This window comes from Pseudomonas sp. YeP6b (assembly GCF_025642995.1).
In the GTDB taxonomy this organism is placed as follows: domain Bacteria; phylum Pseudomonadota; class Gammaproteobacteria; order Pseudomonadales; family Pseudomonadaceae; genus Aquipseudomonas.
Map to the genome: position 1 here is coordinate 4100486 of NZ_CP080090.1, position 19141 is coordinate 4119626.

The 19141-nt window shown below is 61.6% G+C and carries 22 protein-coding genes and 1 tRNA gene; 11 read left to right on the plus strand and 12 right to left on the minus strand.

The window, feature by feature from the left end; translation table 11 throughout:
• Window positions 1-58 precede the first annotated feature (58 nt).
• On the plus strand, window positions 59-295 hold the full coding sequence (locus KZH41_RS18280) for a DUF4224 domain-containing protein (protein ID WP_263273415.1): 237 nt from the start codon (window positions 59-61) through the stop codon (window positions 293-295).
• 4 nt (window positions 296-299) lie between these two features.
• Window positions 300-1364 (plus strand): tyrosine-type recombinase/integrase, encoded by a 1065-nt coding sequence (locus KZH41_RS18285; RefSeq protein ID WP_263273417.1) that lies wholly within the window; start codon window positions 300-302, stop codon window positions 1362-1364.
• 127 nt (window positions 1365-1491) lie between these two features.
• Here the strand turns inward: KZH41_RS18285 and KZH41_RS18290 are convergent.
• Window positions 1492-1582: transfer RNA gene (locus tag KZH41_RS18290), tRNA-Ser, on the minus strand.
• Between the two features lie 152 nt (window positions 1583-1734).
• Between KZH41_RS18290 and KZH41_RS18295 the strand changes: the two genes are divergently transcribed.
• Window positions 1735-2406 (plus strand): Bax inhibitor-1/YccA family protein, encoded by a 672-nt coding sequence (locus tag KZH41_RS18295; protein ID WP_094952285.1) that lies wholly within the window; start codon window positions 1735-1737, stop codon window positions 2404-2406.
• 62 nt (window positions 2407-2468) lie between these two features.
• On the opposite strand, the gene murB is transcribed toward KZH41_RS18295, so the two are convergent.
• From murB to KZH41_RS18335, 8 genes are all read right to left on the minus strand, one after another.
• Window positions 2469-3488: a UDP-N-acetylmuramate dehydrogenase gene (murB, locus tag KZH41_RS18300; RefSeq protein ID WP_242150548.1), complete on the minus strand. Its 1020-nt coding sequence runs from the start codon at window positions 3486-3488 to the stop codon at window positions 2469-2471.
• The gene (locus KZH41_RS18305) at window positions 3485-3949 is read right to left on the minus strand and encodes a low molecular weight protein-tyrosine-phosphatase (RefSeq protein WP_094952287.1); all 465 of its coding nucleotides are present in this window, start codon (window positions 3947-3949) and stop codon (window positions 3485-3487) included. The genes murB and KZH41_RS18305 overlap by 4 nt, the downstream gene beginning before the upstream one ends.
• Window positions 3949-4713, minus strand: a complete 765-nt coding sequence (gene kdsB / locus KZH41_RS18310) for a 3-deoxy-manno-octulosonate cytidylyltransferase (RefSeq protein ID WP_094952288.1) — start codon at window positions 4711-4713, stop codon at window positions 3949-3951. The genes KZH41_RS18305 and kdsB overlap by 1 nt, the downstream gene beginning before the upstream one ends.
• Complete coding sequence (locus KZH41_RS18315) at window positions 4710-4895, minus strand: Trm112 family protein (protein WP_094952289.1); 186 nt, start codon at window positions 4893-4895, stop codon at window positions 4710-4712. Before KZH41_RS18315 ends, kdsB begins: the two co-directional genes overlap by 4 nt.
• Before the next feature lie 24 nt (window positions 4896-4919).
• Window positions 4920-5930, minus strand: a complete 1011-nt coding sequence (lpxK, locus tag KZH41_RS18320; RefSeq protein WP_263273421.1) for a tetraacyldisaccharide 4'-kinase — start codon at window positions 5928-5930, stop codon at window positions 4920-4922.
• The gene (locus KZH41_RS18325) at window positions 5930-6358 is read right to left on the minus strand and encodes an ExbD/TolR family protein (protein WP_094952291.1); all 429 of its coding nucleotides are present in this window, start codon (window positions 6356-6358) and stop codon (window positions 5930-5932) included. Before KZH41_RS18325 ends, lpxK begins: the two co-directional genes overlap by 1 nt.
• Window positions 6355-6990: a MotA/TolQ/ExbB proton channel family protein gene (locus KZH41_RS18330; RefSeq protein ID WP_263273422.1), complete on the minus strand. Its 636-nt coding sequence runs from the start codon at window positions 6988-6990 to the stop codon at window positions 6355-6357. The genes KZH41_RS18325 and KZH41_RS18330 overlap by 4 nt, the downstream gene beginning before the upstream one ends.
• Before the next feature lie 109 nt (window positions 6991-7099).
• Complete coding sequence (locus KZH41_RS18335) at window positions 7100-9325, minus strand: DNA internalization-related competence protein ComEC/Rec2 (protein WP_263273424.1); 2226 nt, start codon at window positions 9323-9325, stop codon at window positions 7100-7102.
• Window positions 9326-9460: 135 nt separating this feature from the next.
• Here KZH41_RS18335 and KZH41_RS18340 point away from each other — a divergent pair, with 135 nt between their 5' ends.
• The gene (locus tag KZH41_RS18340) at window positions 9461-9976 is read left to right on the plus strand and encodes a DUF2062 domain-containing protein (RefSeq protein WP_094952294.1); all 516 of its coding nucleotides are present in this window, start codon (window positions 9461-9463) and stop codon (window positions 9974-9976) included.
• A 3-nt stretch (window positions 9977-9979) separates the two neighbouring features.
• On the opposite strand, the gene KZH41_RS18345 is transcribed toward KZH41_RS18340, so the two are convergent.
• The gene (locus KZH41_RS18345; protein WP_094952295.1) at window positions 9980-11350 is read right to left on the minus strand and encodes a sensor histidine kinase; all 1371 of its coding nucleotides are present in this window, start codon (window positions 11348-11350) and stop codon (window positions 9980-9982) included.
• Window positions 11337-12062, minus strand: coding sequence for a response regulator transcription factor (locus tag KZH41_RS18350; RefSeq protein ID WP_263273427.1), 726 nt, complete (start codon window positions 12060-12062; stop codon window positions 11337-11339). The genes KZH41_RS18345 and KZH41_RS18350 overlap by 14 nt, the downstream gene beginning before the upstream one ends.
• A gap of 205 nt (window positions 12063-12267) precedes the next feature.
• Here KZH41_RS18350 and KZH41_RS18355 point away from each other — a divergent pair, with 205 nt between their 5' ends.
• From KZH41_RS18355 to KZH41_RS18370, 4 genes are all read left to right on the plus strand, one after another.
• Window positions 12268-15021, plus strand: a complete 2754-nt coding sequence (locus KZH41_RS18355) for a response regulator (RefSeq protein ID WP_242150557.1) — start codon at window positions 12268-12270, stop codon at window positions 15019-15021.
• A 139-nt stretch (window positions 15022-15160) separates the two neighbouring features.
• Entirely contained in the window at window positions 15161-16150 is a 990-nt protein-coding gene (locus tag KZH41_RS18360) for a 2-hydroxyacid dehydrogenase (protein WP_263273429.1), read from the plus strand.
• Window positions 16151-16221: 71 nt separating this feature from the next.
• Window positions 16222-16662 (plus strand): hypothetical protein, encoded by a 441-nt coding sequence (locus tag KZH41_RS18365; protein ID WP_094953768.1) that lies wholly within the window; start codon window positions 16222-16224, stop codon window positions 16660-16662.
• Complete coding sequence (locus KZH41_RS18370) at window positions 16659-17063, plus strand: META domain-containing protein (RefSeq protein WP_094953769.1); 405 nt, start codon at window positions 16659-16661, stop codon at window positions 17061-17063. The genes KZH41_RS18365 and KZH41_RS18370 overlap by 4 nt, the downstream gene beginning before the upstream one ends.
• A 115-nt stretch (window positions 17064-17178) precedes the next feature.
• Here KZH41_RS18370 and KZH41_RS18375 read toward each other — a convergent pair whose 3' ends face one another.
• Complete coding sequence (locus KZH41_RS18375) at window positions 17179-17640, minus strand: TlpA disulfide reductase family protein (RefSeq protein ID WP_094953770.1); 462 nt, start codon at window positions 17638-17640, stop codon at window positions 17179-17181.
• 116 nt (window positions 17641-17756) lie between these two features.
• Between KZH41_RS18375 and arsC the strand changes: the two genes are divergently transcribed.
• From arsC to KZH41_RS18390, 3 genes are read left to right on the plus strand one after another with little or no spacing between them, the layout of a single operon-like run.
• A complete protein-coding gene (arsC, locus tag KZH41_RS18380) occupies window positions 17757-18110 on the plus strand; it encodes an arsenate reductase (glutaredoxin) (protein ID WP_094953771.1) in 354 nt (117 codons plus the stop codon).
• Window positions 18107-18721 carry an NAD(P)H:quinone oxidoreductase gene (wrbA, locus tag KZH41_RS18385; RefSeq protein WP_263273432.1) on the plus strand — a complete coding sequence of 205 codons (615 nt, stop codon included), beginning with the start codon at window positions 18107-18109 and terminating at the stop codon, window positions 18719-18721. Before arsC ends, wrbA begins: the two co-directional genes overlap by 4 nt.
• The gene (locus KZH41_RS18390; RefSeq protein WP_094953773.1) at window positions 18705-19112 is read left to right on the plus strand and encodes a DUF2069 domain-containing protein; all 408 of its coding nucleotides are present in this window, start codon (window positions 18705-18707) and stop codon (window positions 19110-19112) included. The genes wrbA and KZH41_RS18390 overlap by 17 nt, the downstream gene beginning before the upstream one ends.
• The last annotated feature ends 29 nt before the right edge of the window (window positions 19113-19141 follow it).

The window sequence follows — 19141 nt, forward strand, 5'->3', positions numbered from 1 at the left end:
ATCCTGCAGCCTAGCGGCAGGCCCACCTTCTGCCGCCCAGCGCGGCAAGGACACCACTATGGAAATTCAAAGCGAAACCCTTGCCGAGGGTGAGATCGCGGCAATCACTGGCTACATGATTCCGTCAGGCCAGATCGCCTGGCTCAATCGAAACGGCTGGAAATATTTGCTGACCCGCGCGCGCAGTCCGGTAGTGGGCCGCGTCTACGCCCGCATGAAACTGGCAGGCGTGAAACCGTCAGCAGAGAATGTCGCTGTCGAAGCCTGGTCGCTGGATCTATCAAAAGTAAGATAAAACGATGCGAGCAAAAAAGGCGGCAAACAGGGACCTGCCGCCACGGATGATTCGGCGGGTGCGCGCACTGAAAGGCGGTAAAGAGTGGGTTGGGTACTACTACGACGGAAGGAATGAAGACGGGAAGCGGGTGGAAATCCCGCTCGGGGATGACTTGGATATCGCCAAGGCTGAATGGGCAAAGCTCGATTGCAAGCCGGTGCCGAAGAAGAATGCTCTTCTGGGCCAGGTATTCGACCGCTACGAGCGAGAGATCATCCCCGGCAAAGCGCCGAAGACGCAGAGCGATAACTTGCTCAGCCTAAAGCAGTTGCGCAAGGCCTTCAGCGATGCGCCCATCGATGCTGTGACGCCGCAGATCATCGCGCAATACCGAGACAGCTGGACCGCCAAGGTGAGGGCCAATCGGGAGATCTCCCTGCTTTCGCACATCTACAACATCGCGCGTGAGTGGGGCATCACCGACAGCAACCCGGCCGCCGGTGTCAGGAAGAACAAGGAAGTGCCACGAGACTTTTACGCAACCGAGGAAATCTGGGCTGCCGTATACGCGGTTGCTGCCTCGGAGCTGCGCGACGCCATGGACCTGGCTTATCTGACCGGGCAGCGTCCCGCAGACGTACTGTCGATGCGGGAAGCGGACGCGGTTAACGAGTTCCTGCAAGTGTCCCAGGGCAAGACATCCAAGAAGCTGAGAATCCGCCTCACTGCCGCCGGCGTGCTGAATGACTTGGGCGCGCTGGTGGGGCGGTTGATAGAACAGAGGCGCTCCCGCGCGGTGCGAACCCCATACCTGATTATCACTGAGGGCGGCAGGCAGGTGACTAAGCCGATGCTACGCCTGCGCTTTGATGACGCCAGGGACCGGGCTATCGCGACAGCCAAAGAACAGGGAGATGGGTTGCTTGCTGCTAGCATCCGGCAGTTCCAGTTCCCCGACATCCGCCCCAAAGCCGCAAGCGAGATCCTTGACCTGGGGGATGCAAGCCGACTTTTGGGACACACGGACAAGCGGATAACCGAGACAGTTTATCGACGTGTTGGAGAGATCGTGAAGCCAACTCGCTGACCGCCATTCGCCGCGAGTTGCGGAACCTGCGTGAAATGATGCGGAAACTATCAACCGATAAAATAGCGACATCACCAAACCCCAGAAACGCAAAAGCCCCGCTTTCGCGAGGCTTTCGTGTAAATCTTGGCGGGAAACCAGGGATTCGAACCCTGGGAACGCTATTAACGTTCGCCGGTTTTCAAGACCGGTGCATTCAACCACTCTGCCAATTTCCCTTTTGCATCACAGGATTATAGTAGCCCATCCCGTGTCAGCGGGCGCCATAATACCCGAATGAAACACACTGTCAAACTCTTGCCATCGCTTGTTACAGAGCGTCTGTTATGATCCTTGCGACTGAATGTTTCAAAACTGAAGGAGTGTCGCCATGCGCGAACAGAATTACGCAGTGAATGGTAACGCGCAGGCTGAGCAGCTTGAAGTCAGCCGCGTGTTGCGCAACACCTACGGCTTGCTCGCCCTTACCCTCGCGTTCAGCGGCGTAATGGCGTATGTAGCGCAGCAAATGCGCGTGGGCTACCCGAATATTTTTGTCGTGCTGATCGGCTTCTACGGTCTGTTTTTCCTGACCAACAAGCTGCGTGACTCGGCCTGGGGCTTGGTGTCGGCGTTTGCCTTGACCGGTTTCATGGGCTTTATCCTCGGCCCGATCCTTAACCGTTACCTCGGCATGGCCGGCGGCGCGGAAGTGGTCAGCTCGGCGTTTGCCATGACTGCCCTGGTGTTTGGTGGTCTGTCGGCCTACGTGCTGATCAGCCGCAAGGACATGAGCTTCCTGGGTGGTTTCATCACCGCAGGCTTCTTCGTGCTGCTGGCAGCCGTTGTAGCGGGCATGTTCTTCCAGATCAGCGGCCTGCAGTTGGCGATCAGCGCCGGTTTCGTGCTGTTCTCCTCCGCGTGCATCTTGTTCCAGACCAGCGCCATCATCCACGGCGGTGAGCGTAACTACATCATGGCGACCATCAGCCTGTATGTGTCGATCTACAACCTGTTTATCAGCCTGTTGCAGATCTTCGGCATCATGAGCCGTGATGATTGATTGCTAGCGGCATAAAAAAGGCCCCGCATCGAAAGATGCGGGGCCTTTTTGTTTCCAGCGCTTCAGTACTGGTTAGGTTCCATTTCCAGATCGACCTTGAAGCGTTCGGCAATATCCTGCTGGATACGCAGCGCCAGGTTGGCAATGTCGTGCCCCGAGGCGGCGCCGTAGTTAACCAGCACCAACGCCTGCAGCTTATGCACGCCTGCGTCGCCGTCACGAAAGCCTTTCCAACCGGCCTTGTCGATCAGCCAGCCGGCGGCGAGCTTCATCTGCCCATCGGGCTGCGGGTAAGCCACCAGGTCTGGATACAGCGCCTGTAGCTCTGCGGCCAGCGCCTGGGACACCAGTGGGTTCTTGAAAAAACTCCCGGCATTACCCAGTTGGGCCGGGTCCGGCAGTTTTTCGCGGCGGATGCTGCAGATGGCGCGGCTGACGTCGCTGGGCGTCGCCTCGGTGATGCCCTGCCCGGCCAGGCGTTGCTGCACCGGGCCGTAGTCGAGTTTCAGATGGCTGACGCGGCTCAAGGCAAAGCGCACGCGCAGAATCAACCAACGCCCTGCATCGTGCTTGAACAGGCTGTCACGGTAGGCAAAGTCGCACTCTTGCAGGCTGAAGTCGCGCAGCTCGCCGGTGTGGCGATCCAAGGCGGTCAGGCCGGCAAACACATCCTTGACCTCCACACCGTAGGCACCGATGTTTTGCATCGGTGCAGCGCCGACGGTGCCGGGGATCAGGCTGAGGTTTTCCAGGCCACACAAACCATGTTCCAGGGTCCACAGTACAAACGGATGCCAGGCTTCGCCCGCTTCGGCCTCGACCACCACGTGCAGGCCATCATCGTGCAGCACCCGAATACCCTCGGTCGCCATGCGTAACACCAACGCCTGGATATCCTGGGTCAGCAGCAAGTTGCTGCCACCGCCGATCACCAGCAGCGGCAGCCGTTGCGCTGCCGCATAGGCCAGTGCTTCGCGCACATCGGCGTCGCTGCGGGCCTCGGCGAACAACTGGGCGCGCACATCGATGCCAAAGCTGTTGAATGGCTTGAGCGATACCTGCGCAAGCACTTGCAAGGTCATAACCGCCCCTTCAATTCGATCACCAATAAATCACAGGCGCGCTCGATCAGGTCGAGGACGCGCTCAAAGCCTTGTTCGCCTTCGTAGTAAGGGTCCGGCACCTCGTCCACTTCGGCCTCAAACCGGCGCAGGAACAAGTCCAGCTGCGCCTTGCCTTGCCCAGGGTGCAGTGCCTTGAGGTTGCGCAGGTTACTGTGGTCCATGGCGAGGATCAGGTCATAGCGCGCAAAGTCAGCGCGCGAGACCTGCTGGGCACGCTGTGCCGACAGGTCATAACCGCGCACCAACGCTGCACGCTGGCTGCGCTGGTCTGGCGGGTTGCCGACATGCCATTCACCGGTGCCGGCCGACGCTACTTCGACCTGGCCTGCCAAGCCCGCCTCGCGCAACTTATGGCGCAATACGCCCTCGGCGGTTGGCGAGCGGCAGATATTGCCCAGGCAGACAAACAGAACCTCCATCAGGCCCCCAGCAGGCGACGGACGCGCTCAAGGTCTTCCTGGGTGTCGACACCGGCAGGCGGCGCTTCCAGGGCATCGCCCACATGGATACGCACGCCGTGCCACAGGGCACGCAGTTGTTCCAGGGCTTCGGTGTTTTCCAACCAGCACGGGCCCCAGCTGACGAAGTCCTGCAGGAAGCCGGCGCGGTAGGCGTAGATGCCGATATGGCGGCGGTACGGCACGCCCTGCGGCAATACGTCAGGGCTCTTGGCGAAGGCGTCGCGCGCCCACGGCAGGATCGAGCGGCTGAACGTCAGCGCCAGGCCATTAATATCGCTGACCACTTTCACCACGTTCGGGTTGAACAGTGTTTCGATGTCTTCAATCGGCTCAGCCAGGGTCGCCATGCGCGCTTCGCCATGGGCAGCCAGGTTGGCGGCCACCTGATCGATCACGCACGGCGGAATCAGCGGCTCGTCGCCCTGCACATTGACCACGATGGCATCGGGCGCCAGGCCCAGCTGCATGGCGACTTCGGCCAGGCGGTCGGTGCCGGAGTTGTGGTCTTCGCGGGTCAGTACCGCTTCGGCACCAAACCCTTTGCAGGCTTCGACGATGCGCGGGTCGTCGGTCGCGACCACGACCCGTTCAGCGCTGCTCTTGCAGGCTTGCTCCCACACCAGCTGGATCATCGGCTTGTTGCCGATCAATTGCAGCGGCTTGCCCGGCAGGCGTGTCGATGCATAGCGCGAAGGGATGACAACGGTAAAGGCGGTGGTCATTTATCCAGGCGCTCATCAGTGGTCAGGGTACGGGCTTCGCTCTCCAGCATCACCGGGATGCCATCACGGATCGGGTAAGCCAGGCCTGCGCCCTTGCTGATCAGCTCGGTTTTGTCGGTGCTGAGCTTGAGCGGGCCTTTGCAGATCGGGCAAGCGAGAATGTCGAGCAGTTTGGTGTCCATGAGTGTTTCCTGGAAAAAAGCGATTTAAGGCAAGAGTCGGGCAGGCAGCAAGCGCATCAGTTGCGTGTCGAACCAGGCAACAAATGCGGGCGACGGTACCGCATCCACCGCAAGGTACCACCAGTCGGGCTGAGCAAAGGCGCGGCACTTCACCGCGTCCTTTTCGGTCATGACCAGCGGTAACGACGGCGTGAAATTCAAGACCTCGGCGCTGTAGGGCGCGTGGTCGGCAAAAGCATGGGGTATCGGCCGCCAGTGTAGCGTTTCAAGGGTATTGAAGAAACGTTGCGGGTTGCCGATACCTGCAACCGCATGCACCTGTTGGCCCAGCGGAAAATAATCGGTCGGCTGGCGCTCACCGGTGTTCAAGTTGATCAGTGCCGTGGGCACCAGGCGAAAGGCAAACCCGCCCTCGCGATCAGCATCGGCGCCGTTAAAGAGCAACGCATCGACACTCTGCAAACGCTCCACTGGCTCGCGCAGCGGCCCGGCTGGCAGGCAGCGGCGGTTGCCCAAGCCGCGGGCGGCGTCGATCAGCACCAGTTCAAGGTCGCGGGCCAGTCGGTAATGCTGCAGGCCGTCATCGGAGAGGATCAGGTCAAGTGGCTCGCTGGCCAGCAGCGCTTTTACCGCGCGGCTACGGTCTGGATCAATCATCAGTGGCACGCCGCTGCGCTGCACGATCAACAAGGGTTCATCGCCAGCCACTTCAGGGCTGTGGCTGGCCTCGACCCGCCATGGCAACTGCGGCGGCTTGGCCCCATAGCCACGACTGACAACCCCGACGCGCAAGCCACTGCGCCGACAGTGATCGATCAGCCACAGGATCAACGGCGTCTTGCCCGTCCCGCCCACCGTGATATTGCCGACCACCACCACCGGCACCGGTGACTGGTAGATCTCGCCCTCGCCTGCCAGGAAGCGCGCGCGCTTGCGTTGCACCACCCGACGATACAACGACTCCAGCGGCCGCAGCAGCGTCAGTGCCGGATGCCCTTCGTACCACGCCTTGAGCAAACGATCAGACAGGGCCATCAGGGTTGCGCCGCCGCCTCAACGGTGGTCATGCGCAGATGGGTGAAGCCGAGCTTGCCGGCGGCATCCATCGCGGTGATCACCGCTTGATGTTGGGTTTTGCCATCAGCACTGATGGAAAGAGGCATTTTGGTATCACCGCCGGATTCTTTCTGCAGGGCGTCCATCAGGCTGGTGAGGTCGTTCTTCTCCAGCAATTGGTTATTCACCGAAAACACCCCGTCGGCGCTGATGGCGATGTCCAGTTGCTTGACTTCCTGGTCCTCGGCCGGCGAGCCGCTCACCGCTTCCGGCAAGTCGACACGCAGCTGGGTTTCCCGGGTAAAGGTGGTGGTGACGACAAAGAACAGCAGCAGGATAAACACCACGTCGATCAGCGACGCGAGGTTGATATCAACATTTTCCCGTTGCTTACGGCGAAATTTCACACTCGGCCCTCGACGAAATCGACATCGCGATCGCCCTGCACCACTTCCACCAGCTTGATGGCTTCCTGCTCCATGCCGACCACCAGTTCATCGATGCGGCGCTGCAGGAACCGGTGGAAAAATACCGAGGGAATGCCGACCATCAAGCCCGCAGCCGTGGTGATCAAGGCCTTGGAGATACCGCCGGCCAACACGGCGGCGTTAGTGATCATGCCCGAGCCCATGAACGAGCTGAAAATATCGATCATGCCCAGCACCGTACCCAACAGGCCAAGCAACGGCGCCATGGCGGCGATGGTGCCGAGCGCATTGATGTAGCGCTCCATTTCATGGATGACCCGTGCGGCCGCCTCTTCAATGCACTCTTTCATGATCTCGCGACCATGCTTGGAGTTGGCGAGGCCCGCGGCGAGGATTTCACCCAGGGGCGAATTGGCGCGCAGTTCCTTGAGCTTGTCTTTGTCCAGTTGCTTGTTCTTGATCCAGCCCCAGACCTGGCCCAGCAGATGCTCAGGCGTGATGCGACTGGCGCGCAGGGTCCACAGGCGTTCGGCGATGATGCCGAGTGCGGCGATGGAGCTCATGATGATCGGCAACATCATCCAGCCGCCGGATTTGACCAATTCCCACACAGTGAATGTCCCCTCGAAAAAGTGCGCCACTTTACCATATAGGTTCGCCGGCGGGGCTCGTCAGCCATAGACCCGCCCGGCGCGGGCCTCGGCCACTGGTAACGCCGAGTCACGGTAACGCTTCACGCCAGAAACGGCGTTGACCGCGCGCAACAACAGGTGATTGAAATGCGCCCAGTTGCAGACGTACGGCACCTTGCTCGGCGCTGTCGTACACCCGGCTGCTGAGTGCCTGATAACGCTGCATCACCTGCGGATGGGGATGACCGAATGCGTTGCCACGGCCACGGGAAATCAGCACCGACTTAGGCGCAAGCCGCGCCAGGAAGGGCTCGGACGAAGAGCTGCGACTGCCATGGTGCGGCGCTTGCAGCCAATCGGTCGGTACGGCCAAGGGAGATGCGAGAAAAGCCTGTTCGGCGGCGCGGTCAATATCGCCGGTCAGCAGCAGTCGTTCACCGTTAGCCTGTACCCGCAACACACAGGATTTCGGGTTGCTACTAGTGGCGCCAGGCCACTGCCACAGCTCAAATGACACGCCATCCCACTCCCACTGCTCACCGCTGATACAGCGCTGTGTGGCAAGCAATGCCGGCAACCCTTCGGTTTCGCCACCGACGACGCGCTTTACCGAAAGCGCAAGGGCAACCGCGGCCGCGCCGCCGGCATGATCAGCGTGAGCATGGCTGATCACCATCATGTCCAACGCCCCTACTCCGAGCGTTCTGAGCGCAGGCAGTACCACGCGCTCACCCAGGTCAAATGCCCCCGAGCGCGGCCCTACGTCGTAAAGCAGCGTGTGGTGGCGTGTGCGCAGGATCAGCGCTTGCCCCTGGCCAACATCCAACTGCGTCACTTCTACTTGCCCATGAGGCACCAGTTGCCTGGGCGGGAAGACCGCCAGCAATAGCATCGGCCAGCCCAGCAGCCGAAACGGCACGCCTTTGGGCAACAGCAGCAGTACCGCGCCCGCCAGGCTCACTAACCAATAACCCAAGGGCACCTCGGCCGGTATCCAGGCCGGGCGCTGCCCTGCCAGCAGTGCCAAGCCCCTGAACAGCCCATCCAACGCCCCGCCGGCCAGCCACAACAAGCCCTCGCTCACAAACGGTACCGCCAGCAGCACAGCCCCGACCAGCGCCAAGGGCAACACCACGAGGCTGATCCACGGCACGGCAAACACGTTAGCCACGGGCGCACTGAGGCTGATGGGCAAGCCGAGCACCAGCAACACTGGAAACAAGCCGATGGCGATCATCCACTGCGCACGCGTCCATGCTTGCCACCAGTTCCATGGCCCCAGGCGCCCGCTGAAGGCCAGCACCAGCACCCCAACGGCGGCAAACGACAGCCAGAATCCTGGCTGCAAACTGGCCAATGGTTCCAATATCAGCACGCCATTGAGCGCCAGCAACAACGGCCACCAGACGCCCAAATGCCGAAAGCGCAAACGCCAGAGCAGGACCAACCCGACCATCACACATGCCCGCTGCACCGGCACGCCAAACCCCGCCAGCAAGCCGTACCCCAGCGCGGCGGCAAACGCTAGGCCGCACGCCCACGGCAGCCACGGCATGGCTCGGGGCCAGCAACCGTAGCGCGCCAGCCCGGCCACCAAGCCGTAGATCAGCCCCGCCAACAAACCGATGTGTTGGCCGGAAATCACCAGCAGGTGTACGGTTCCGGTGTCCTGCAGCACCCGCCAATCTTCAGCGGCCAGCCCTGAGCCGTCGCCCAGCACCAGTGCCGCCAGGCCAGCCTCGCGGCCCTGGGCATCCACGGCTTTCAGGCGCTGGCGGAGGCTGTCGCGCCAGGCGTTGCGAGCCGGCGCCAAGCGCTGGCCGTCTTTTACCGAGGCGGTTGCGCCGATGCGCTGGGCCAGCAGCCAGGCCTCGTAGTCAAAGCCATGAAAATTGAGCAACCCCGATGGCCGCTTCAACGTCACCGCCAAGCGCCAATACTCGCCGCTGTTGACCCGCGGGCCACCGTGCCAGGACACCCGGATGCGCTTGGGCACTCGCGCAGTGCGCGACCGGCTGTCGGCCAGTTCGAAGCGCACGCCGGTGCTGGTCTGCTGCGGCAACCCGATCACACGCCCCTGCACCCAGCGCGTTTGCCCATCCAGCGCTGGCTTGAGGCGATCATCCAGCGCCCACTGCGCGCTGATACAGGCCCAGCACAAGCCCACGAGGAAGAACGCCAGCGGGTGGGTGCGAAAAGGCAACAGCATCAAGGCCACCGCCAACATCGCCAGTAGCCATCCGGCCGGCGGTAGAGACGGGAAAAATCGCAGTGAAAGCAGTCCAAGTCCGAGCGCAAACATCCCTGTTCTCATGAATCATCCTTTTCCTGTGGTCCACTCAGTCTTAGTCGGGTACCCAGCACCGACTATGATGTTTTGTCACAAAGTCTGAATTTTCTGTTTATAGAATGCGGGCATACTTGCCCCTCGAACTGACCTGGACCCCTTATGCCCCGGCGCTTATTCAAACGGTACATGCCCGATCCCACGAGTATCAGGGAACACAAGTCCTTACGATTTCTCGGCACGCTGCTGCATGACCCCAACCTCTGGCACCTGAACCGGCACTCGGTGGCGCGCGCCATGGCGGTGGGTTTGTTCGCGGCATTTATCCCGATTCCCTTGCAGATGTTGTTGGCGGCGTTCCTGGCGATTGCGGTGCGCGGCAATATGCCCATCGCCGTCAGCCTGGTATGGCTGACCAACCCGATCACCATGCCGGTAGTGTTTATTTGCACCTACATGACCGGCGCCTGGCTGATGAATGTGCCGCCGCGCAGCCTGCCCGACCACCTGACCTGGGAATGGATCAGCAGCCAGTTGAGCACGCTGTGGCAGCCGTTTCTGCTGGGCTCGGTGGTGCTGGGGGTGGTGCTGGGCGCACTGGCTTATTGCCTGACCATGGGCTATTGGCGTTGGTGGGTTGCGCACCAGTGGAAGAAACGCAAACAGCGCCGTGCTTGAAGATTATCGGGCCAGCAGGCGCAGATGCACCCGCAAACCTTGCCCGGTATTTTCCGCCCACAAGCGGCCACCCTGGCGCTGCACGGCGTTGCGCGCGATGCTCAGGCCCAGCCCAAAACCGCCATCACCGGGCCGTGAGCCGTCCAAACGGGTAAAGGGCGCGAAGATACGTTCCAGGTCTTGCTCATCAATGCCGCCGCCCTGATCCTCCAGCCAGATGTGCCAATAATCACCTTCTCGGCACCCGTCCAGCGTGACCAGCCCGTGCGCGGGAGAATGCCGAATGGCGTTGCGCAGGATATTTTCCACGGCCTGGGCCAGTGCATTCAGGTTGCCGCGCACCCAGCAGTCGCCCGCCAACAGGCAAGGCAAGCGCGAGGCTGGCCAGCCACTTTCAAAACAGGCGTTTTCCCGGAGCATGTCCCACAACGCCTGGAGCTGAATCTCTTCATTGGGCAGCGGGGTTCTTTCGCTGTCCAGCCAGGCCAGTTGCAGGCTGTCTTCCACCAGCCGTTGCATGGCGTCGACTTCGCGCCCCAGCCGCTCGCGCAACTGCGCCAGATCCTGCTCGCTGTCACAGGCCACGCGCAAACGGCTCAGCGGCGTACGCAGTTCATGGGACATGTCCCGCAACAGCTGTTGCTGCAACACCACCGTGCCCTGCAACCGCTCGGACATGTGATCAAAGGCGCGGCCCAGCTCGCCCAACTCATCCTGGCGACTGGTGGCCTCGCGAGACATGCGCGTGTGCAATTGATCAGCGCGCCAGGCATTGGCCTGCTCGCGCAGTTGGTTAAGGGGCATGATCAGCAGGCGATAGAGGCCCACGCACAGCAACAAGGTAAACAGGCCGGGGATCACGCCATTGGTTACCACCCGCCAGAACAGTTGATAGCGCCCAGGCTTGAAGCGTTGCGGCAATTCAATCACCAGCGAGCCGACGCCCGGGTCCACTGGAAACGGGATTTTCAACCACGGCAGGCCTTTGACATGCCGGCTGACCGGCCACTCCAGCCCGCGCAAGAAGGTCAAACGCTGGCTTTCCTTGTTACTCAACGGTGTGCTGCTTAACGATTGCAAGTCATTGCCGATCACACCGATCCACGTGGTTTCGCGCGTGGCCATCAGTTGCAGCCAGGCATCGACGCCCGCACTGCCCTGGGTGCTCCACGCCAGCTCGGCACCGGCCGCATAGCTGCGCAGAATCTCGCGCGACTCGTCGGCCAGGTAGGCATTTTGCTGTTCCATGTACCGGCCCCAGGACCAACTGAGCCAGATCATCAGCAAACAGAAGGCAATCAACAGGCAGGCGAGCTTCCAGAATAACGAATGCTTACCGGGCAACTGTTTGAGCAGCCGCTCAAAGCGCTTCATCATGACCGCTCAGCACATAGCCCTTGCCCCACACCGTGCGCACTTCTTGCTCGACGTAGCCGATGGCCTTGAGCTTGCGACGAATCTGGCTGATATGCATGTCGAGGCTACGGTCGTGGGCTGCGTAACCACGCTGCAATACGTGCTGATAGAGGAAGGCTTTGCTGAGGACTTCGTCGGCATTACGGTGCAGGGTTTCCAGCAGGCGATATTCGCTGCGAGTCAGCCCGGCAAAGTGGCCCTGATAAAAGACGTCGCACAATTGATCGTCAAAGCGCAGCGTGCGGGTGTCGTCGCGTGGCGGCGAGAGGCTCGGCAACGAACGGCGGTCGAGGGCCACGCGGCGCAGGATGGCTTCGATGCGCACCCGCAGTTCGATCATGCTGAACGGCTTGGGCAGGTAGTCGTCGGCGCCGAGGCGAAAACCGCTGACGCGATCGGCTTCCGCGCCTAGGGCCGACATCAGGATCACCGGGGTCGCATGGCTCTGGCGCAGGTGCGTGAGGATCGACAACCCGTCCAACCCAGGCAGCAGGATATCCATCAACACTACGTCAAACGCCTGATCGCGGGCCATTTGCAGGCCCTGCTGGCCGTCCTGGCACCAGGTAACCTGGAAGCCACAGCGACCCAGGTGCTCATGGACGTAGGCGCCAAGCACAGGGTCATCTTCGATTGTCAGGATACTGGGTAAGCCAACTGCGGGATTCATTAGCGTCTGCAAGTCATTCTCAATGGCCGATTATTCAAGATTAAACGGCCACAGGCAATCGCCACCCGGCCCCCAATGGCCCGAAGATTGCGCTCTGTGATTAATTTGCGAGATTCCAGACTGCGCAAATGGCTACACTGCGCAGGTGGCGTGGGCCGGATGCCCGCGTGGATAATTGAAAACCATGTGGTAGCAGGAGAGTGGCGTGCTTAGAAGAATGGGGATAAAAGGCCGCGTACTGTTGCTGACCTTGTTACCGACCAGCCTGATGGCCCTGTTGTTGGGGGGCTATTTCACCTGGATGCAGCTCTCGGAGTTGCAAACCCAGTTGCTGCAACGCGGCGAAATGATCGCCGAACAACTGGCGCCGCTGGTGGCCCCGGCCCTGAGCAGTAAAAACACGGACTTGCTGGAACGCATCGCCACCCAATCCCTGGAACAACCGGACGTGCGCGCCGTGTCGTTCCTGGCGCCGGACCGCTCGCCCCTGGCCCACGCCGGCCCGACCATGCTCAACCAGCCGCCCATCGGCAACAGTTCCCACCTGCTGCAGCGCACCGGCAATGACGCTACGCGCTACCTGCTACCGGTGTTTGGCCGCCATCGCAACCTCGCGGGCGAGTTGATTCCCGATGAAGCCGACCGCCTGCTGGGTTGGGTCGAGGTGGAACTGTCGCACAATGGCATGCTGCTGCGTGGCTATCGCAGCCTGTTCGCCAGCCTGCTATTGATCGCCATCGGCCTGATCTGCACCGCGGCGCTGGCAATGCGCATCAGCCGCACGATCAACTCACCGATCGGCCAGATCAAACAGGCCGTGGCTCAACTCAAGGACGGCAACCTGGAAACCCGCTTGCCGCCGTTGGGCAGCCAGGAATTGGACCAGCTCGCTTCGGGTATCAACCGCATGGCCGAGACCCTGCAAAATGCCCAGGAAGAACTGCAACACAGCATCGACCAGGCCACTGAAGACGTGCGCCAGAACCTGGAAACCATCGAAATCCAGAACATCGAACTGGACCTGGCACGCAAGGAAGCCCTGGAAGCCAGCCGTATCAAGTCGGAGTTCCTGGCCAACATGAGCCATGAAATCCGCACGCCGCTCAACGGCATCCTCGGTTTTACTCACTTGTTGCAAAAAAGCGAACTGTCGCCGCGCCAATTGGATTACCTGGGCACCATCGAAAAGTCCGCCGACAACCTGCTGGGCATCATCAACGAAATCCTTGATTTCTCAAAAATCGAAGCCGGCAAGCTGGTCCTCGACAGCGTGCCGTTCAACCTGCGCGACTTGCTGCAAGACACCCTGACCATCCTCGCACCCGCGGCACATGCCAAGCAGCTCGAACTGGTCAGCCTGGTGTACCGCGACACCCCGCTGGCGCTGGTCGGCGACCCGTTGCGCCTCAAGCAGATCCTCACCAACCTGATCAGCAATGCGATCAAGTTCACCCGCGAAGGCACCATCGTGGCCCGGGCGATGATCGAGGACGAACAGGAAGACAGCGTGCAACTGCGCATCAGCGTGCAGGACACCGGCATTGGCCTGTCGAACCAAGATGTACGCGCGTTGTTCCAAGCCTTCAGCCAGGCCGACAATTCGCTGTCGCGCCAACCGGGCGGCACCGGCCTGGGCCTGGTGATTTCCAAGCGGTTGATTGAGCAGATGGGCGGCGAAATCGGCGTCGACAGCACACCGGGCGAAGGCTCGGAATTCTGGATCAGCCTTAACCTGCCCAAGACCCGCGACGACGTCGACGATCTGCCCTCCCCGCCGCTGCTCGGCCGCCGCGTGGCCGTGCTGGAAAACCACGAACTGGCACGCCAGGCGCTGCAACATCAGCTGGAAGACTGCGGCCTGGAAGTCACGCCATTCAACACCCTGGAAAGCCTGACCAACGGCATCACCAGCGCGCATCAAACTGAACAGGCGATTGACCTGGCGGTACTCGGCGTGACCGCCAATGACATTCCGCCCGAGCGCCTCAACCAGCACCTGTGGGACCTTGAGCACCTGGGCTGCAAAGTGCTGGTGCTGTGCCCGACCACCGAACAGATGTTGTTCAACGAATCGGTGCCCAACCCCAACAGCCAATTGCAGGCCAAGCCTGCGTGCACACGCAAGCTGCGTCGCGCCCTCGCCGACCTGATCAGCCCACGCCCTACGCGCAACGAACCCGGCGAGCCACTGTCCAGCCGTGCGCCACGCGTACTTTGCGTGGACGACAACCCTGCCAACCTGCTGCTGGTGCAAACCCTGCTCGAAGATATGGGCGCCAAGGTCCAGGCGGTGGAAAGCGGTTATGCCGCTGTCGACGCCGTGAAGCAGGAAACGTTCGACTTGGTATTGATGGACGTACAAATGCCCGGCATGGACGGCCGCCAAAGCACCGAGGCAATCCGCCAGTGGGAAAGCGAGCGCCACGGCACGCCGTTGCCGGTAGTCGCCCTCACCGCCCACGCCATGGCCAACGAAAAACGCGCCCTGTTGCAAAGCGGCATGGACGATTACCTGACCAAACCCATCAGCGAACGCCAACTAGCCCAAGTGGTGTTGAAATGGACCGGCCTGGCCCTACGCAACCAAGGCCCGGATCGCGCGGCCGACGGCCTGGGCGCCAGCACAAAACTGCTGGTGCTGGACCATGAGGAAGGCCTGCGCCTGGCTGCCAACAAGGCCGACCTGGCCGCCGATATGCTCGCCATGTTGCTGGCGTCTCTGGAAGCCGACCGCCTGGCGATTACCGTTGCGCGCGAAGCCAATGACAACAACGCTCTGATTGAACGTGTCCACCGCCTGCACGGCGCCACGCGCTACTGCGGCGTGCCGCAATTGCGCGCCGCCTGCCAACGCGCAGAAACCTTGCTCAAGCAAGACGATGCCAAGGCCATGGCCGCCTTGGATGAGCTGGACATGGCGATTGCCCGGTTGGCCAGTGAGGCGCGCGTCAGCGTCTAAAGCTTCTCTGTGGGAGCGGGCTTGCCCGTAATAGCGGTGCGTCAGTCAACTCCCCATGCGACTGAGGCGCCGCCATCGCGGGCAAGCCCGCTCCCACAAAGGTTATGTATTTATTCAGTGAGAGCAGGAAGCTTTTTTCATGCGCGTCATTCTTTTCAGCAGCCAGACCTACGACCGCGACAGTTTTCTCGGCGAGCCGCTGCCGGCAGGCATTGAGCTGCAATTTCAGCCCGCCCGGCTCAACCTCGACACCGTGGCCCTGGCCGAACACCACGAAGTGGTCTGCGCCTTTATCAACGATGACCTCAGCGCCCCGGTGCTGGAGCACTTGGCCAAAGGCGGCACCCGCCTGATTGCCCTGCGCTCGGCCGGTTACAACCATGTCGACCTGCCCGCCGCCCAGCGCCTAGGCCTGACCATCGTGCGCGTGCCGGCCTACTCGCCCCACGCGGTGGCCGAACATGCCGTGGCCCTGATCCTCGCTCTCAACCGCCGCCTGCACCGCGCCTACAACCGCACCCGCGATGGCGATTTCAGCCTGCACGGGCTGACCGGTTTCGACTTGGTGGGTAAAACGGTCGGCGTGGTCGGCACCGGGCAGATCGGCGCCACCTTCGCCAAGATCATGGCCGGGTTCGGCTGCCAATTGCTGGCCTACGACCCCTTCCCCAACCCGCAGGTCCAGGCCCTCGGCGCCCACTACGTAAGCCTGCCCGAGCTGCTGGCGCAAGCACAGATCATCAGCCTGCACTGCCCGCTGACCGCCGACAGCAAACACCTGATCAACGCCGGTTCCCTGGCACAGATGCAACGTGGTGCGATGCTGATCAACACCGGTCGCGGCGGCCTGGTGGACACCCCGGCCTTGATCGAAGCGCTCAAGGACGGCCAGCTCGGCTACCTGGGGTTAGATGTATACGAGGAGGAAGCCCAGCTGTTTTTCGAGGACCGTTCCGACCTGCCGCTGCAGGACGACGTACTCGCGCGCCTGCTGACCTTCCCCAACGTAATCATCACCGCGCACCAGGCGTTCCTTACCCGCGAGGCCCTGGCGGCGATTGCCGGCACCACGTTGAGCAACATTGCCGCATGGGCCTTGGGCCAGCCGCAAAATCGAGTCGAAGGTTGATCAGCGGTCACATACCAGGCTCATGATGGGCCGGCACCCGTGATAGGATGCCGCGCCTATTTGGAGGATCCATGGCCGAACACGATTTCCGCTTCAGCTTGCTGAGCCCGCAACACACCCTGATCGAATGCCGCGCCCTGGTGCCGGGCCGTTATCAAGTCACTGGCAACGGTGGCTCGATCAAGCACGGCGACGTGCTGATCGTCACCCTACGCGGCAGTAAAACCCTGTCGATGCGCCTGACCGTCGAAGGTGACGCGCGCTACTCCATCCGCCCGGCGGGCCAATGGGTCGCCATGGCCCACGGGCCGAAGTTCGGCGAGCTGGAGATTCACACCTGGAAGGTCAATTGCGACAGCTGCGAGAGCGTGCTGGAGTTTGAATTCGCGGTGGAAACCAAGCTGACCAAAGAGCCGCTGCAGCCGGCTGCCAACGCGCGCATCAAGGAACTGGGCTGGGCCAGCGAAGGCGACAAGCACCGCTGCCCGAAATGCCAGCAGGCCGCGCAATGAAAGGCCTGCTTCTACTCGCGGCCGTCGGGGTTGGCCTAACCGGCTGCGCCGGCGATGCGGTGAAGCTCAAGCAGGACCACAGCTACGTGGTGGAATGGATTGGCGAACGGCCGCTGATGGATTACGCGCACCTGACCGTCACCCTCGGCGCCGATGGTCGCGCCTACGGCAATGGCGGCTGCAACCACTGGTTTGCACCGTACACCGTCGAGGGTAAAAAGCTGAACTTCGGCAAGATCGGCAGCACCCGCAAACTCTGCGCCGAGGCCTTGATGGAGCAGGAGCACCGCTTCTTCCAGGCCCTGCAAGGCGTGCAGCGTTGGGATATCTCGCCGATTGAACAGACGCGCTTCTGGCCGGCTGAAGGCAAGCCTATTCGGTTGTGGCTTGAAGAAGGCTGATCGCCTTAATTGCAAACTGGCTTTCTGTGGGAGCTGGCTTGCCTGCGATAGCATCGACTCGGTATCACAGACGTACCGGGTCGCCCGCATCGCAGGCAAGCCCACTCCAACACTTTTAACCGCGTAAGGCTTTAAGTTTGGCGAGCACCCCTTCCGCCGTCTGCTCACCCATCAACTGTTCCCGCACCTTGCCCTTGTCATCAATGATGTAGGTCACCGGCAATGCCTCGCTGCGCGGAATATCAAAAATCGCTTCAGGGTTCTGGGCCAGCACGGTGAACTTGATTCCCAGCTTCTCGCTGGCGGCCTTGAGCTCTTCACCCTGCACATTGTCGAAGTTAACCCCGAACACGCCGACGTTTTGCCCTTTCAACTGCTCGGCCAGGGCATTGAGTTCCGGAATTTCCGTGCGGCACGGGCCACACCATTCGGCCCAGTAGTTGACCACCGCCCATTGCTTGTCCAAGCGTTCGGACGCGACTTTCTTGCCGTACTGGTCAACGCCGTAGTCGTTACCGCAGCCGCTTAGCAGCAGGGTTGTGATGATCGCCAATGCACCGATCAGTCGCCTTGTCATGGGGTAATCCTTCGCAAAAAATGAACGTTGGCTGCGACCTATCGCCTCTTACGGTTTAAGGACGGGACGCTGCGCAGGTAGAATACCCGCCACCTTACGCAAGATGCGACCCGCACATGACCGATCTGACGCTTTATCACAACCCGCGCTGTTCGAAATCCCGCGGTGCGCTCGAACTGCTGGAAGCCCGCGGCCTGAATCCCACCGTCGTACGCTACCTGGAAACGCCGCTGAATGCCGCGCAAATAAAGGCCCTGCTGACCAAACTGGGCATCAGCGCGCGCCAACTGCTGCGCACCGGCGAAGACGAATACAAAACCCTCAACCTGGCCGACGCCAGCCTCAGTGAAACGCAACTGATTGTTGCCATCGCCGAACATCCCAAGCTGATGGAACGCCCGATCCTGGAAACCGCCGATAAAGCCGTCATTGGCCGCCCGCCGGAAAACGTGCTGGAGCTGCTGCCGTGACCGCGCCGTATGTGCTGGTGTTGTATTACAGCCGCAATGGCTCGGTGAGCGAAATGGCCCGGCAGATTGCCCGGGGCATCGAGCAGGGCGGGATGGAAGCGCGACTGCGTACCGTGCCGGCGATTTCTACCGAGTGCGAAGCCGTGGCGCCAAGCATTCCGGACGAAGGCGCGCTGTATGCAAGCCTCGATGATCTGAAAAACTGCTCGGCCCTGGCCCTTGGCAGCCCGACGCGTTTTGGCAACATGGCCGCGCCGCTCAAGTATTTCCTCGACGGCACCAGCAACCTGTGGCTGACCGGCGCCCTCGTCGGCAAGCCGGCCGGCGTGTTCACCTCCACCGCCAGCTTGCACGGCGGCCAGGAAACCACGCTGATGTCGATGCTGTTGCCGTTGCTGCACCACGGCATGCTGATCACTGGCCTGCCTTACAGCGAACAAGCGCTGCTCGACACCCAGGGCGGCGGCACGCCGTATGGCGCCAGCCACCACGCCGGGCCCGACGGCAAGCGCCTGCTCGACCCGCACGAAATCACCCTGTGCCGCGCCCTCGGCCTGCGCCTGGCCAACACCGCCACACTGCTGGAGAACGGCCGTGGCCAGAAAGCCTAAGGTCCTACCGCCCCAGGCGTGGCTGGAACCCCGGGTCAAGGTCGCACGCGCGCTGAGCCTGCTGGCGTTTCTTGGGCTGGTGGGGTTGCTGTGCGGGTATTACCTGTTCATCGCCGACCTGCACGGCGCGCGCCCGTGGGTGATCCTGCTGATCGAACTGGTGCCGCTGCTGGTGCTGGCGCCGGGGATGCTGCTGGGCAGCGCACGCGGGCATTCGTGGATGTGCTTTGCGGTGAATTTGTATTTCATCAAGGGCGCGCTGGCCGCGTATGACCCGAACCGACAGTGGTTCGGGGTGCTGGAAATGCTCGCGAGCCTGGCGGTGTTTTGCACCGCGTTGTTGTATGTGCGGTGGCGGCATCAGTTGAATCGGCGGTTGGCTGAGGCCTGATAGAGATTCGGCGCCTGATAGTCAGTCTT